Below are 15,291 nucleotides of genomic sequence, written 5' to 3'. Positions count from 1 at the left end.
AAACAAATAGTGCAAATTTCTATTGATTAATCTATAATATTTAAATTAAAATATATGTCTATGTTCAAGTAGAGATTGATGGATAAGAAGTTAACTAAAAATAAAAAATCATTGACGAATGAGAAGAATAAAAAAACATCTCTTGTTAAAGATTTTGCCAAAAATAAGAGTAGAAGAGATTTTATCACATTAACTACGTGTGCCATGGCAGGTATAGGAGCTGCAAGCGGTCTTTGGCCATTGGTTAAGTCTATGAATCCTTCTGCTGAGGTTTTAGCGATGTCTACGGTTGAGGTTAATCTATCTGATATTCAAGAAGGACAAGGAAAAAAGGTAAAATGGCAAGGTAAGCCAGTATTTATCCGCAAGCGCACAAAACAAGAGATTGAGGCTGCAAGAGCCATAAATGCAGAAAATTTGAGAGATCCTGAATCAGATGAAAAAAGAGTATACAAAGGAAAAGATGAATGGTTAATTATGATTGGAATATGCACCCATCTTGGATGTGTACCAGTTGATCACGCTACAAAAGACGGCAACGGTTGGTTCTGCCCTTGTCACGGTTCATATTATGACACATCAGGCCGAGTAATTGGCGGTCCTGCACCAAAGAACATGGCTATACCTGACTACTTTTTTCCAAGTGAAAATATTGTAGTAATTGGCAAGAAGGCTTAACGGATTTTCATAATTAAAGTAATAAAAGTATATTGCATTTCAAGAAGCACACTGACTTCATAGGCAAAGCTCTTGAAGTCTATCAAGCTAATTTTATACTATGCACATATTCGGGTGATAATTAAGAAACTTGCCTGCCAAATTTTCAGAGTTGACAGCTAAATTTAAAACTTGTTCCTTTGCGTCAGAAAAATTCTGACTAACTTGCTTAAAGTTATTTTCTAACTCTTCGAGGATGGAGCTGAAATTAAAAAAACTTTTCTGCATTTTATCAAGATTTTGAGTTATATAGCTTAATATAGCTCTTTTCATAATAGTCCGAAAAGCTTATAGAAAAGCGGAATCAACAGCATGACGAAAAGATGTGAATAGAGGGATGTTTTTCCTAGCTCTGTTTTTTATAGCAAACCAATGATGCTCAATTTTGTTAAAATCTCACTTTTACCCACAAATAAAAAAGTGAGTAAAATGGATACCAAATAAATTTGGGATTAAAATGAGTGAAGTAAGTACAAATGTGCAATATACTGATGGCTTAGGGGATAAATGGCTGGAAAGAGAGTTAAAACACGTTAATTTAGGAGATACAAGACTTAATAAGAGACTTATTAAAACAGGCTATTGTATAGAGGGTAAGGCGTCTGGATCAATTAATCAAAGCTGTAGTGGATGGAAAGAAGCTAAGGGTGCATACAGATTATTTAGCAATGAAAAGCTTAAGGATAAGGAAATTTATTCTTCCCATTACAAAGAAACTATGGAGAGAATGAAAGGAAATCAGTTTGTTTTTTCAGTTCAAGATACAAGTTATTTGGATTTTGACTCTCATATAAAAACTAAGAGGCTAGGTAGTATTTCTAAAGCTTATACGAAGCATAAAATGGGTTTACTGTTGCACAGTGCCTTAATAGTCAGCAAAGACGGATTGCCTTTAGGTCTATCTTCTCAACAATGTTGGGCACGTTCTATTAGGGAAAAAGAAACGTCACAAGAAAAAGCAAACAGGAAATACCGTACCTCCATAGAAGAAAAAGAAAGTTATAAGTGGATAACAGCTCTCAAAGAAAGCATAAACAACCTTCCTGCAAATGTACAACTTGTTACCCTTGGTGATAGAGAGGCAGATATCTTCAAATTTTTATGGATCACTGAGACATTAGGTAGTTTTTATGTAATCCGTAATCGAACTAATAGAAGATTTATCTGTACTGAAATTGGAAAAACAGATTTGCAAACACGCATCACTCAACTGCCAGTAAAGAAGAAAATTTCTCTAGAAGTTAATAAAGGTGGAAACCAAAGATCAAGGAAAGCTAATATTGAAGTTAAGTATATGAAAGGCTATATACCTATCAGATCTTCTTCAATTTATGGATCAAAAGACACAGTGCATAAAATAAGTGATAAAATCCCTGTATATGTGGTAAGTGCAAAAGAAACAAATCCTCCTGAAGGATTGGAAGCTATTGATTGGACTTTGCTGACTAATGTACCAGTTAATAGCACTTTAGATGCTATAGAAAGGATAAATTGGTATAAGCTAAGATGGAAAATTGAGGAGTATTTCAGGGTTTTAAAATCAGGATGTAAAATAGAAAGCTCTCGTTTAACTACAAAGGAAAGGCTACAGAAATTAATTGCTATAAAGAGCATTATTGCATTTAAAATTTTATATTTAACAAAAGTCGCTTTATCAAATCCCATGGAAACCTGTACTAAAATTTTAAGCAACGAAGAGTGGAAGGCCCTTTTCATACGTGAGCATAAAGTAGCTACATTGCCAGAAGAACCTCCAAACATAAAACAAGCTATTATTTGGTTAGGAAAATTAGGTGGATTTATGAATAGAAAAAGTGATAATTTACCAGGGGCTATGACTCTATGGCGGGGCTATGAAAATCTTAAGGAGAGCATAGTTATGCTTCACATCATGACCTCTCAAAATTGTGGGTAAAAGTGAGGGTTAAAATCGGGAGAATAAGGCGGTAGATATAAAATTTCTGCGCCAACTCCTTTAGCAAATCTTATTAGACTTATGAAAAGTAGCATTATCAAGGATAACAGTTTGTCCAGGTTTCAAAATCGGTGTCAGAAACTGCTCAAACCATTTATTAAAGATATCCATATTGCAGTGGCCTTCAAAGGTTAACGGAGCAATTATTTTTCTTCCACTTAAGGCTGCAACCATGCTAATTCGTTGAGTTTTCTTCCCAGATTTTAGGGCATAAAACCGCTGTCCTTTCTGGCAATACCCATAGGTTCAGTGTCCAGACTCATCTATATACACTAATTCTTTAGGTTCTTTTGTTGCTATAACCTTTGAAAATTGAGCTCGCTTTTCTTCATTTCTTTCTTTATATCCGTAGGTCTTTTTTTTCTTGTGAATCCTATATTTTTAAGTGCTCGATGAATTGTTTGTCTACTAATATTGCCCCAGCATCTCTGACTGAGTTTTGCCACCTTGCTCATTTGCAAATTCGGCAAATGCATTCCAGTCGGTAATTTTATGCCACGCTTCCAAGCTTTTTTGATTGAAAATCTCCCGTTTTCTCACGTCTTTTCTTCCACTCATATAAAGTTGTTTTTCCGATCTTAAATCTCTTGGCAACAGTTTCTCCACTCTCTCCTTCATCCAATGCTTCCATTACCTTTTTTCTTAAGTCATAACTATATGCTACTGGCATCCTTACCTTCCACTACTATCAATCCATATCTTACTCTTTTTGGACTATTATGAGAAGGGCTATACTGACAAAATTCATTTTTGTTGCAAATACCCTTTTATAAACCCGACTGTTTGTCTTAAACCAATTCTAAAGAAACTGACGATTATATGCACTAAAATCACAACTTTATCACTATAAATATAGTTGCCGCCCTGCATTTTTGGACAATTCTCGTACCAATTTTCTATGGCGTCATTGATATAACAAAAAATGCTTCCTCTTTCTTGGAGAAATTTGTTATATTCATGGCAGTTACTGACTCTCATTTTTTGTGGCATATTTTTTCTTCAACAGTTAAATGGCTATTTATAATGAATTTTGTCAGTAACTGCCAGTTCTTTTCACTTGAGCGATGCAACAAAGCCATCCCAGTGTCACGCACTGGGATGACAAGAGGAGAACTACTGGGATGACAAGGGGAGAGCTACTAAATGACATCTTCAATTTCTGTGTGTCAAGCACTGAAGAGGTCTCTCCTATTTTCTCTTGATGAATAAATCTAAGTAGAGTATAGTAAAAATGCATTTATGTAGCGGTTAATGAGCAATTTAGTTTTAGTCTATATAACTTTCTCAAACTTGAAAGAGGCTAAGGCTATTTCTGAAGAATTGTTAAACAAGAAGTTAATTGTGTGTGTAAATATATTTCCTGAAGTAAATTCTCTGTATTTATGGGAAGGTAAAATTAATAGTAATTGTGAAGTGGTGACAATTATGAAGAGTAGGAATGATCAGGCTGATAAGATTGTAGAAAAAATCGAGGCAATGCATTCTTATGATCAACCAGCCGTTGTGATAATACCCATAGGAAAAGCGAATAAATCTTTTACTAATTGGGTTAATAATGTTATTGATATAAACAATATTGGGGTGTAGCCAAGTGGTAAGGCAGCGGTTTTTGATACCGTCACGCGAAGGTTCGAATCCTTCCACCCCAGCTTTATTAAAGTGTGCGTGAAATGATATCACTTTTTTATAAATTAAGGTTATTTAATTATATACTGGGCAGCTTGAAAGATATAGTTGTCAAGCTATTTCTTTTCACTCTGTATCTTTATACATCGAGCATTATGCTTATGTTTCTCACCAATGGTTTTTGGTATACTGTAGAGTTTAGCTCTTTCAAAAATGCATTTTACCATTTGTATCAATATTTAAAATGGTATTATGAAAATAGAGATGATTTGGGTTATGGAGTTTCTATTAGAATATTAGTAGCGTTTCTTACTCCGCATTTTCTCTACAAATTATTTTCTGGCACAGGCTGGAAGTCTTTTTTCAAGGAGAAGATAGTTCAGATACTCAGAACAAGAAGAAAAATGAGTAATAAACCAAATGGCAGTAGTTATGGTTATAGTAATAAGAACAGTTACGGTAACAATAATCTTCAAGAGGCAGAACGGAAAGTGAATATGATAAAGCAGCTATTAATCCAAGATATAGATGAAGCTATAGAAAAAAGATTAAATGATATTTTTCTTGGTGAGAGGGGTAAACCTCATTAAAAGGGCTTTATCTTTTTTAGAATTGGCTGTATTTTGTTTTTTACGTATAACGGATCGCAATCAGCCAGTATACATGTTTCAACAAAATCTTGACTGAAGTCTGATAGCCAGGAAATTGCTTTACGTTTCTCTACCAAGCTTTCTGTTTTTTTACAGTTACTTGCTGCATCAATCATTGCCTGTGATATCACTGATTGCCACAGTATGCAGTACCTTTGTATATCATCTAAAGTGCTATTTGCTTCGTGATGGTGAAAAAATTCTTTGAAATTGAAGTTATTTGACATTATGTACCTCTTTAAGTTGAAAATTAGAATTTGAAGTAGTGCGAAAGTTGTCTGCTGCAATGAGTAGCCTTTATGACAGTCAGACCGGGTTTTATGTGAGCTATAAATGTTTAAGAAATTATATCTATTCAGATCTATGTGAAACCAGTGCTTCTTTTCTTGTTATCCGAGCTGGGATCCAGGTTGACAAAAGCGCTTTACAACGTTTTGTGTACAAAACACCAGTGTTGCATGACACTATTTGTTCTTATACCCTTTTTGTCTATCTTATTTTGTCACTCTGCTGAACAGATAATTTTCGCCAATAAGCTTTTTACTGAGTTTTTGTTATTGAGCTTGCACAGATCAAAGACAAGTTTTGAGTCAAAAATACCCTTAATATTATAATAAGGGGCTGGTAAAATGTGTCTAGTAAGTTTTCTTCTCTATGCAACTGCACCTCAAGCTAATAATGGACCATCAGGCGTATTACCAATTACATTGATCTGGTTTAATATTTTATTAGTGGGGTAAAAATAATTTTTTATAAACTCCTTATATATAGCTGTTAATTTATGTATATCGTCTATTGATACGCATTCATTTACCTGATGTGCGGTTTTGTTGATCATACCAAATTCAATTACTGGACAAATATCCTTAATAAACGCAGCATCAGATGTGCCACCACTTGTGCTCAGCACAGCATCAATACCGGTAATTTTATTTATCGCATCAAGCATAATATCAGTATTTCTGTCAGGATTAGAGAGAAAAACGTCCCTGCTGTTCTGCATAGAAAGTTTATAATCGTTAGTCACATTGGTGCATATTGCATCAATCATCTTATATAAAACGTCTGGTGTTTGTGTATTGTTATATCGAACATTAAAACCTGCTGCTATTGAACTAGGTATTAGATTATTAGTATTATTTCCAACGTCGATAGTAGTAATTTCGCAATGTGAAGGCTGAAAGTATTTATTACCAGTATCAAAAGTGGTATCTTTTATCTTACTTAGTATCGATACCATTTTATATATTGGATTATCTGCTAGATCTGGGTAGGCAACGTGCCCTTGTTTACCATGGCAAATCAATTTAAATGTTGCAGAACCTCTTCTACCTATTTTTATGGTATCACCTAATTTCTCACTACTCGTTGGTTCTCCAACTATACAAAAATCTATCTTTTTTTGCTTACTTTTCATCCATTCCAAAACTTCCTTTGTTCCATGTTCTTCCGCGCTTTCTTCAGCACTGGTAATCAATGCACTGATTGAACCACTGAATCGAAACTTACCTGCAACTGAATCTACCATAGCAGCAATAAATGCGGCTATTCCACTTTTCATATCAGCTGCTCCTCTTCCATATAGCATTCCATCTCTAATTTCTGGCTTAAATGGATCAGATATCCAATCTTTTAACTCACCTGGTGGTACAACATCAACATGTCCAGCAAAACACAAGTTTGGTACTCCATTTATATATTTCGCATAAAGATTTTTAACTTTATCACCAAACTCTAAAATCTCACATTCAAAACCACTTTTCTTGAGAATGGCTGCTATATGCTCTATTGCCCCATCGTCTTTTGGTGTTATACTTTTAAAAGAAATTAATTTCTTAGTTAGTTCTACAGGGTCAATCTTCATATCAATCTTGAAATACTAACATTACCGTATTGTAAACATTCTATGCGATATTTAAAACAAATATTACAGCACACAGAACAAGTTCTTATTAGGGAAGTAACAGTACTTGCTGATAATATCTATGAAATATGTAGACAATATGGAAATGACATTTTTCTGATTGCAGATGAAAATACAGCAAAACTTTTAAACAAAAACATACTTAATAAAGTTTCTCATTTAATTATTCCAGCCACACCTGTCATTCCAGCGCGTGACTATGATCGATCGCAGTGTCACGCTACTTGGATGACACCAAATAGACTGAACAGAGCTGCTTCTCTCCAAGCTGTAAACCTAGTTAGAAATAAAGCAAAAGATAGTGACTTAATGGTTGCATTTGGCAGTGGCACTGTTAATGATATCTGTAAGTACGCAAGCTATTTAGAAGGCAAAGACTACATATCCTTTCCAACAGCTGCTTCCATGAATGGATATAGCTCTGCAAACGCTTCAATATTAGTTGATGGATATAAAAAATCGTTCGGAGCACATCTTCCAAAGGCAATATACATTGATACCGATATAATTGCCAACGCACCACCACGCCTCACATTAAGTGGATTTGCAGATTTCATCTGCCGTTCAACAGTACAAGCCGATTGGCTATTATCTCATCTATTACTTGGCACAGAATATAATGAACTCCCCTTTAAACTTGTTCGCAATCTGGAGGAAATTTTGCTCAGAGAACACTTGGCACTTGCTAAAAAAGATAAAAGAGTAGTTTTATTACTTATGGAAGCCTTATTGATTTCAGGACTCGGAATGGTGATGTCAAAAGGCAGTTACTCTGCAAGTCAAGGAGAACATATGATAGCTCATGCAATTGAGATGGTAACACAGGATTATTCCTCCTCGTTACATGGGGAAAAAATTGCTGTGACAACGATTACCATGGCTAACTTGCAAGAGGAGATATTGTCAATACGAAACCCGATTACCAAACCGATCACTTTAGATGTAAAACATATAACTCAGTGCTTTGGTAATACCGAATTTATAAAAATTCTAAAGCAGAAGCAAATGATGCAGCAAAAAATTCAAGAGATTATTTGCAAAGAATGGAGTAATATTTCTAGTTTAATTAAGCAAAATTTACTATCTGCAAAACACCTGCAGAAAGTATTTGAAGATCTATCAATTCCGTACTTACCGGAGCATCTTAATTGGAACAAAGAGCAATATTGCAAGGTAGTCAATCTTACATTTGCAACAAGAGATAGATTCACCTTTCTTGACCTGGCTGGTTGTATAGAAAAAAGTTAGATTTTGTGTATTCGTTCAGTAGGGTAGCAAAATAAGATAGACAAAAACACAGTAACAAATGGTGTCATGCAAGTAGCTATCCAGCCTTTCTTAACAACAAAAACTTAGCATGACTTTTGTGCTCAAAAAACTTCTGGATTCCAGCATCAAGTGCTGGAATGACATGGTAAAATATTATTCAAGTAGCCTCTGTCCCAGTACCTATTCGGTGTCATTCAAGTCAACTCTTTTCTTGTTATCCCAGTGCCTAGACACTGGGATCCAGAAAACTTCACTTTAAATGAGTGCATTAGATTGTCTTTATATAGATGCCAGTGTCAGCTACTCGGATGAAATTCATTTAGTTGTCTTTTCTCATCTACCTTACCACTTTCTTGAACGGATACCATTAGCCATTCCCCTGAATAGATACAACAAATGTTGTATCTTTATCACTTCACATACATTATTCCATGTACTATATGAACAACTGAAAAAAAACTTCAGTTAATTGACAATGAATCACGTTATTTTGTCAAGTGCGCTGCTATCGCCAAACCATAGCTTAGCTTGAGTGGCTGAGGAGGGATTTGAACCCCCGACCAAGAGATTATGATCCTCCTGCTCTACCACTGAGCTACTCAGCCTAATTAAAAACCTTGCTATATATGTAATCTATATGTTTCATATAATACTTCAAATCAAACAAAGACTCAAGTTTTTCAGAGTCAATAATTCCATGCAAGGATTTATCTTGTTTCAATTCGAACAGAAAATCACTGTTATCTTGCTTTACTTTCATTGCATTATTCTGAACAATTTTATATGCCTCTTCCCTCGCCAAACCACTATTTACCAACTCGAGTAATACTCGTTGTGAAAAAACCAAGCCTTTTGAAGAATTTAAGTTCTTTTCAATGTTTTCCTTATTGATCACCAATTTATCTATCAAATCTGTTAATCGTACTAAAGCAAAATCCATTGCTATACAAGCATCAGGAGCAATGCATCTTTCCACAGACGAGTGCGATATATCTCGTTCGTGCCATAATGCAACATTTTCTAATGCAGGAAAAACATAGCTGCGTATTAAGCGTGAGAGCCCAGTCAAATTCTCACTTAAAATAGGATTACACTTATGCGGCATAGCAGAACTTCCCTTCTGACCAGTGGAAAAATACTCAGAAATTTCTCCAACTTCAGTTCTTTGCAAGTGACGTATTTCAACGGCAATATTCTCTATTGAACTTGCAATCACTCCTAAAACTGAAAAGAATATTGCGTGTCTATCACGAGGAATGACTTGAGACGATATGGTTTCAGGTATAAGTCCCATTTCTTTCGCTACATACTCTTCAACAAACGGATCAACATTTGAAAAATTACCTACTGCACCTGATATTTTACAAATCGAGATCTCTGTTTTCGCGCTAATTAATCTCTGATAATTGCGTTTAAATTCAGCATAAAATCTAGCAAATTTTAATCCAAGAGTTGTTGATTCTGCATGCATTCCATGACTGCGCCCAACACAAACAATATTTTTATAGTCCTCAGCCTTTTTTTTCAGTGCTGCAAGTATATTTTTTAAATTTTCGAGCAAAATATCACATGATTCCTTTAACTGAACCGCAAGGCATGTATCTAAAACGTCAGAACTTGTCATTCCATAATGAAGATAACGAACATCAACTCCCGCTTCTTCAGCAACATATGTTAAAAAAGCTATAACATCATGTTTTACAATGGATTCAATTTCGTTAATACGTTCAATATCAAATTCAATAACATCAGAGAGCTTCTGAGCAACACTATTTGGAATCACTCTTAACTCTGCTTGAGCTTCACACGCTAATTTTTCTATTTTGAGCCATATATTAAACTTATTTTTTTCTTCCCAAATGGAAGACATTTCTTTGCGGCTATAGCGTGGGATCATTTTTGATTTATTCCAATAATGGTGTCATTCCAGTGCATGACACTGGAATCCAGATATAAAAGTATTTGCAAATTATTCAATGGACAACGGATTCTAGAAGCATAAAATAATGTCCATGATGAAATAAACTGGATCCCAGTGTCACGCACTGGGATGACATGAGGGGAGCGCTGGGATGATACCAGCTTAGCAATGGAAGACATTTCTTTACGACTATAACAAGGGATCATCTTTGATCAGCTATCATCACCATCAGTAGCTTCTTTACTCGCATCTTGCTCTGCCTCTTGTTGCTCAGATTTCTGATTTTGCAACTTTACTTGCCTCAATTCATGTGCATCTTTTTCAGATCTTACAACGTATATAGTAATTGGAACTATCACTTTACTATGTAATTCTATATTTACTTGATACTCGCCCAAATTTTTGATACTTATTCCACCAAAAGATAAACTATGATGACTTATATCATATCCTTCTTGTAATAAAGTTTTTGCAATTTCACGTGTGGTTACAGAGCCAAAAATCTTTCCATCCTCTGAAGCTTGCTTTATTAATATAATAAATTTATCATGCAGTGATGATGCAAGCACTTTTGCTGCATTTAATTTTTTGATATTTTCTTCTTCCAATAATAAACGCTGTTCCTCTAACTTTATTAAATTTTCCTTAGTGGCTTTCATCGCCTTTTTTTGTGGAAAAAGAAAATTACGTGCATAACCTGGCTTAACTTTGACAACTTCACCAAGCTTACCTAAAGTTGTTATATTTTCCTTTAAAATTATTAACATAAATTACCTAACTTTTTTAGTACAGTAAGGAGCAAGAGCTAAAAAGCGTGCTCTTATAATTGCTAAGCGCAACTTTCTTTGTTTTCTTGCGCACACACCTGTTAACCTTCTAGGTAATATTCTACCATAGTCAGAGGTGAATTTGGACAATAAATCTATATTCTTATAGTCTATGTCCTCATCTTTAGATGCAGTAAGAGGACAGACCTTAGGACGCCTAAAGCCAGTTCTGTTATTTACAGACACGTAAGAATTATTAAAACTATTTCGTCTTTTCATCATTATGCACTTTTCTCCTCAATTTGTTTATCCAGCATGTAAGATTTACCTTTAAAAAACTCATTAACCCGTACAGACAAGTGGCGAATAATATTCTCATTCAGTTTTACTCTACGCTCAAATTCATCCATAATGCTTGAAGTAAAACTTATACACATCATACAGTAATGACCACTTTTCATCTTATTTATTGGGTATGCAAAATCCAATAGACCCCAATATTCATATTTTATCAATCCTGAAGCTTCAATATTTTTCAAAAGCACTTCCAGCGTTTTACTCAATTGATTTGAGTCTACTATTTTAAAACTTTTTAAAACCTCTTGAAGGGGCTTTATTAGATGTTGTGAAATATTTTCCTTAAAAGCATTTACTACATTATAGATAAATGCACTTTTAGTGTTAGCTCCTGGAAGGTCCATAAAATTTTGTTTTATTCCCGTATCACTTAGTTCATTTTTCAATTCTTTATCGATTCTTGACTTTATTTCTTTTAAATTTGAAAAATCTTCTTCCAATTCAACCCATAAAATTTTTGTCAGAGTTTCAAAAAAATCAGAGTAAACAATCAGACTTTTTTTAATGCTTTCAGTACTTGCCTCTAGCTCTTGTTTTGTAACTGTGCTATGTTCTCTTTCTATGAGACCTTTAACCTCCTGAGAAATAACATCTGCTTTAATATTTTTCAACAAAATAGCCAATTCTTGGACCATTTCTTCTACTTCTTGCTGCAATAAGTTCGGTTGTGCTATAAAAGTAAATTCATAGAGATTCACTATATCTTCCTTTAATATCAATTAAACACTTTATTATATAAAACTTTTTTATATAAGCAAGTTATTTGTATTAATTTCTACGCCTTCAATCCAACTTAAGTGAGATATTTCATAAATAGCTTGGGGGGTGATTGAATATGTACCTGGCAACAAGATGCTGACTTTATGTTTTTTGAGAAGAAACTTTAGCATTATTTTGGTTTTGCCTCCATTTTTTAACACTGAATTCAACTCCTCAGCAACTTTTTGCGAGTCTGCACATACAGCAGTTAAAACTAATCCTTTCATTAGAGAAGTAACCTTTTCTGTAAATTCAGATATGTCCTTTCCTGATAGTCTCGTTGTGTTTTCTGAAATTTCAAGATCAATTATCACAAATGCTCCAGGTGAAAATAGATTCCTTTTTTCTTCTATTATTTCATTATTGTAGAATGCTATTTCAGAAACATTGTGGGGATCAGAAAGTGTTAGGATAACAAATCTTCCACGTTCTGAGGTTCTCATACGCACATTTAATATTACACCAGCAGTTTTTATCGTCTTACTCTCTCCGATAAACCCAATATTTAATTTTTTCAAAAGAGTTTTAAATTTTTTAAGCGGGTGATTAGTTAAATAAAACCCTAGTGAAAACAACTCATGCTCTAATTTTTCCTCTTCATTAAAATCTTCCACATCCTCGAGTTTTGGCTTGAGGACATCAAGATTGCCAAATAAAACAGCTTGATTTGACTGCCTATTTTTATTTGCAAAGTAAATCAATGTGTCTATTGACTCGTATAACTGCTTTCTATTTTGGTGCACACTATCGAAAGCTCCAGATTTAATTAAGCTTTCTAGCGCCCTCTTATTTATCATATGACCAGAATTTTGAATAAATTCCCATATGTCCTTATAAGGTGCATTTACTATTCCTTCTGCTATAGCAAAACCAACATTACGCAAAGCAGCAATTCCGTAGCGTATGTGCTCACCCTCTATTGAAAATTCAGCCTTAGATTTGCTGATATCAGGCGAAAGAACAGCAACTCCACTGAATTTTGCAGCATGATAAAACAAATTCAGTTTGTCTCTATCATCAATATTGAGATTCATCAAGGCCGTAAAAAATTCTAGCGGGTAGTTAGCCTTAAGGTAAGCTGTTTGGTAAGATATAATCGCATATGCTGCAGCGTGGGATTTATTAAATCCATAACCAGCAAATTTTGCAACAAGATCAAAAATATAACTTGCCCTGTCGTAATCAACACCGTTTTTTGTTGCTCCTTGAACAAAAAGTTCACGTTGTTTATCCATCTCTGCCTTAATTTTCTTACCCATGGCACGTCTGAGTAAATCTGCTTCTGCGAGGCTATATCCAGAGAGAATACGCGCTATTTCCATTACCTGTTCTTGGTAGATTATTACTCCGAATGTTTCTTTTAACACCTTCTCAAGCAATGGATGAATGTAATCTGGCTTTTCAAGTCCATGCTTTCTTGCAACATAAGTTGGAATGTTATCCATAGGCCCTGGGCGATAAAGAGAAATTAAAGCGATGATATCTTCAATGCAGTCTGGCTTTAGTTTGATTAAAGCTTCTCTCATTCCCGAACTTTCAAGCTGAAACACTCCGATTGAATCACCTCTTGAGAGCATTTCATAGGTTCTTTGATCAATCAAAGAAACCGAGGAAATATCAAATTTTTTTTCATCACGATTAATTAAACGACATACATGATCTATTAGTGTTAGCGTACCAAGTCCAAGAAAATCAAATTTTATTAACCCAGCTTTCTCTACATATTTCATGCTGTATTGAGTGATTGGCAGAGCCGAATTTGGATCATAATAGACGGGAACAAAATTTTCTAATTTTTGATCGCATATTACAATTCCAGCAGCATGAGTTGAAACGTGACGATATATTCCTTCGAGCTTTAGTGATATATCAAGAAGCTTTGCAATTACCTCATCACTATCTCGTTCTTTCTGTAGGTTTTGATCAAGCTCTATCGCTTGCGATAAAGTTACAGGATTTACTGGATTAAATGGAACCATTTTAGATATTTTATCCACTTGAGAGTAAGGCATTTGCAATACTCTACCAACATCACGCAATACTGCCCTTGCTTGCAATTTTCCAAAAGTGATTATTTGAGCAACATAACCGTACTTTTTCTGAACATAATCAATAACCAGGTCCCTTTTCTCTTGGCAGAAATCGATATCAAAGTCAGGCATCGATACACGATCAGGATTTAAAAATCTTTCAAAGATCAGACCAAACTTTATTGGATCAAGATCTGTAATTTGTAAGCTCCAAGCAACAATCGATCCAGCACCAGAACCTCTTCCCGGTCCAACTGGAATGCCATTTGCTTTGCTCCAACGAATGAAATCAGAAACTATCAAAAAGTAGCCAGCGTAGTTCATCGAAGTTATTACGCTTAGTTCGTAATTCAGCCGATCGTAGTATTGTTTAAGGTCTATGTCCGTTTCATTTGCAATGCGGAATTCTAATCCTGCAACTGCCTGCTCCCTCAGTTCTTCATTCTCAGTTTTATTTTCTCGACAAGGAAATTTAGGCAAGATAGGCTGCCTGCTTCTTGGCATGTAAGAGCACCGCTTAGCTATCACTAAAGTGTTATGAATTGCTTCGGGAATGTCGCTGAACAGTTCCTCCATTTCTGCCACAGATTTGAAGTAATGCTCGGTAGTTAACTTCTTTCTGTTATTCTCGAGAGCATAACTGCCCTCCGATATGCACGTTAATATGTCATAAGCCTCATAGTCAGACTTATTTGGAAAAAACACATCATTCGTTGCAACTAGTGGTATATTGCGCTGATAAGCAAAATCTATTAAAGCTTCTTCAAGCTCTAGCTCTTTATTCAGCCCATGACGCTGCAATTCAACATATAAATGACCATCGAATGCTGAGAGCAGTCTTTTTATCGTTTCTTTATCTTGCTTCAATAACAGTTGAGCCAATATGCCGTCATATCCACCAGTTAAGGCGATTAGGCCTGAACTTAAATTTAATAGCTCATCAAAATCAACGTAAGGAATATCGCTGTTATTCTTGCACTTTTTAAAAGACTCACTCACCAAGGTGACTAAATTAGTGTACCCTTGTTCATTTTTTGCAAGTAGGAGTATTGATAAATTTTGTTCTAAGTGTCGAACGATAATATTGCATCCTATTATTAGCTGTATTCCCTTATTTGCCGCATATTCTGCAAACTCAAGTGAGCCAAATAAGTTGCCTGAATCAGTAACTGCAACTGCCGGCATTTTGTTCTGCAAACAAAGACCAATCAGCTCCTCAATTTTAACCGAACTCTCAAGCAGAGAATAAACGCTATGAACACGCAAGTGTATGAACATAAAAAACTTTAGATTAGC

Annotated in this window: 13 protein-coding genes, 2 tRNA genes and 2 pseudogenes; 6 read left to right on the top strand and 11 right to left on the bottom strand. The window is 34.9% G+C overall.

Translation table 11 applies throughout. The annotated features are described in order from the left end of the window. Window positions 1–78: 78 nt before the first annotated feature. A complete protein-coding gene (gene petA, locus ACE38P_RS04385; RefSeq protein ID WP_006014178.1) occupies window positions 79–678 on the top strand; it encodes a ubiquinol-cytochrome c reductase iron-sulfur subunit in 600 nt (199 codons plus the stop codon). A gap of 327 nt (window positions 679–1,005) precedes the next feature. Here petA and ACE38P_RS04380 read toward each other — a convergent pair. Further along, a pseudogene (locus tag ACE38P_RS04380) lies at window positions 1,006–1,113 on the bottom strand (IS630 family transposase); the annotation flags it as partial. A 61-nt stretch (window positions 1,114–1,174) separates the two neighbouring features. Here ACE38P_RS04380 and ACE38P_RS04375 point away from each other — a divergent pair. After that, entirely contained in the window at window positions 1,175–2,632 is a 1,458-nt protein-coding gene (locus tag ACE38P_RS04375; RefSeq protein ID WP_374699293.1) for an IS4 family transposase, read from the top strand. A gap of 8 nt (window positions 2,633–2,640) precedes the next feature. On the opposite strand, the pseudogene ACE38P_RS04370 reads toward ACE38P_RS04375, so the two are convergent. Both ACE38P_RS04370 and ACE38P_RS04365 read right to left on the bottom strand, forming a co-directional pair. After that, window positions 2,641–3,362, bottom strand: a pseudogene (locus tag ACE38P_RS04370) (IS630 family transposase); the annotation flags it as partial. A 74-nt stretch (window positions 3,363–3,436) separates the two neighbouring features. Beyond that, window positions 3,437–3,682 (bottom strand): transposase, encoded by a 246-nt coding sequence (locus ACE38P_RS04365; RefSeq protein WP_264376162.1) that lies wholly within the window; start codon window positions 3,680–3,682, stop codon window positions 3,437–3,439. Window positions 3,683–3,943: 261 nt separating this feature from the next. Between ACE38P_RS04365 and cutA the strand changes: the two genes are divergently transcribed. The 3 genes from cutA to ACE38P_RS04350 all read left to right on the top strand — a co-directional run bounded on the left by cutA (window position 3,944) and on the right by ACE38P_RS04350 (window position 4,908). Further along, window positions 3,944–4,279 (top strand): divalent-cation tolerance protein CutA, encoded by a 336-nt coding sequence (gene cutA, locus ACE38P_RS04360; RefSeq protein ID WP_374699577.1) that lies wholly within the window; start codon window positions 3,944–3,946, stop codon window positions 4,277–4,279. Further along, window positions 4,270–4,341, top strand: a tRNA-Gln gene (locus tag ACE38P_RS04355). The genes cutA and ACE38P_RS04355 overlap by 10 nt, the downstream gene beginning before the upstream one ends. A 21-nt stretch (window positions 4,342–4,362) precedes the next feature. Further along, window positions 4,363–4,908: a hypothetical protein gene (locus ACE38P_RS04350; protein WP_064085672.1), complete on the top strand. Its 546-nt coding sequence runs from the start codon at window positions 4,363–4,365 to the stop codon at window positions 4,906–4,908. On the opposite strand, the gene ACE38P_RS04345 is transcribed toward ACE38P_RS04350, so the two are convergent. Next, window positions 4,905–5,195 (bottom strand): hypothetical protein, encoded by a 291-nt coding sequence (locus ACE38P_RS04345; RefSeq protein WP_007301973.1) that lies wholly within the window; start codon window positions 5,193–5,195, stop codon window positions 4,905–4,907. The genes ACE38P_RS04350 and ACE38P_RS04345 overlap by 4 nt on opposite strands. A gap of 440 nt (window positions 5,196–5,635) precedes the next feature. Beyond that, the gene (dapE, locus tag ACE38P_RS04340; RefSeq protein ID WP_264376163.1) at window positions 5,636–6,832 is read right to left on the bottom strand and encodes a succinyl-diaminopimelate desuccinylase; all 1,197 of its coding nucleotides are present in this window, start codon (window positions 6,830–6,832) and stop codon (window positions 5,636–5,638) included. Window positions 6,833–6,874: 42 nt separating this feature from the next. Here dapE and ACE38P_RS04335 point away from each other — a divergent pair, with 42 nt between their 5' ends. Then, window positions 6,875–8,140 carry an iron-containing alcohol dehydrogenase gene (locus ACE38P_RS04335; protein ID WP_374699576.1) on the top strand — a complete coding sequence of 422 codons (1,266 nt, stop codon included), beginning with the start codon at window positions 6,875–6,877 and terminating at the stop codon, window positions 8,138–8,140. A 554-nt stretch (window positions 8,141–8,694) separates the two neighbouring features. On the opposite strand, the gene ACE38P_RS04325 is transcribed toward ACE38P_RS04335, so the two are convergent. The 6 genes from ACE38P_RS04325 to dnaE form a co-directional block, all read right to left on the bottom strand. Continuing rightward, window positions 8,695–8,766 (bottom strand) — tRNA-Met (locus ACE38P_RS04325). Next, a complete protein-coding gene (purB, locus tag ACE38P_RS04320; RefSeq protein WP_010402755.1) occupies window positions 8,766–10,058 on the bottom strand; it encodes an adenylosuccinate lyase in 1,293 nt (430 codons plus the stop codon). The genes ACE38P_RS04325 and purB overlap by 1 nt, the downstream gene beginning before the upstream one ends. A gap of 236 nt (window positions 10,059–10,294) precedes the next feature. Further along, complete coding sequence (gene rplI, locus ACE38P_RS04315; RefSeq protein WP_010402757.1) at window positions 10,295–10,849, bottom strand: 50S ribosomal protein L9; 555 nt, start codon at window positions 10,847–10,849, stop codon at window positions 10,295–10,297. A gap of 3 nt (window positions 10,850–10,852) precedes the next feature. Further along, the gene (rpsR, locus tag ACE38P_RS04310) at window positions 10,853–11,131 is read right to left on the bottom strand and encodes a 30S ribosomal protein S18 (RefSeq protein WP_010402759.1); all 279 of its coding nucleotides are present in this window, start codon (window positions 11,129–11,131) and stop codon (window positions 10,853–10,855) included. Then, complete coding sequence (gene rpsF / locus ACE38P_RS04305; protein ID WP_264376165.1) at window positions 11,131–11,904, bottom strand: 30S ribosomal protein S6; 774 nt, start codon at window positions 11,902–11,904, stop codon at window positions 11,131–11,133. The genes rpsR and rpsF overlap by 1 nt, the downstream gene beginning before the upstream one ends. A gap of 48 nt (window positions 11,905–11,952) precedes the next feature. Further along, entirely contained in the window at window positions 11,953–15,273 is a 3,321-nt protein-coding gene (gene dnaE, locus ACE38P_RS04300) for a DNA polymerase III subunit alpha (RefSeq protein ID WP_374699575.1), read from the bottom strand. Between the last annotated feature and the right edge of the window lie 18 nt (window positions 15,274–15,291).

The organism is Wolbachia endosymbiont (group A) of Limnophora tigrina, from assembly GCF_964263225.1.
Classification (GTDB): domain Bacteria; phylum Pseudomonadota; class Alphaproteobacteria; order Rickettsiales; family Anaplasmataceae; genus Wolbachia.
The sequence above is the reverse complement of the archived record's forward strand: the minus strand, read 5'-3'. Positions and strand labels throughout refer to the sequence as shown.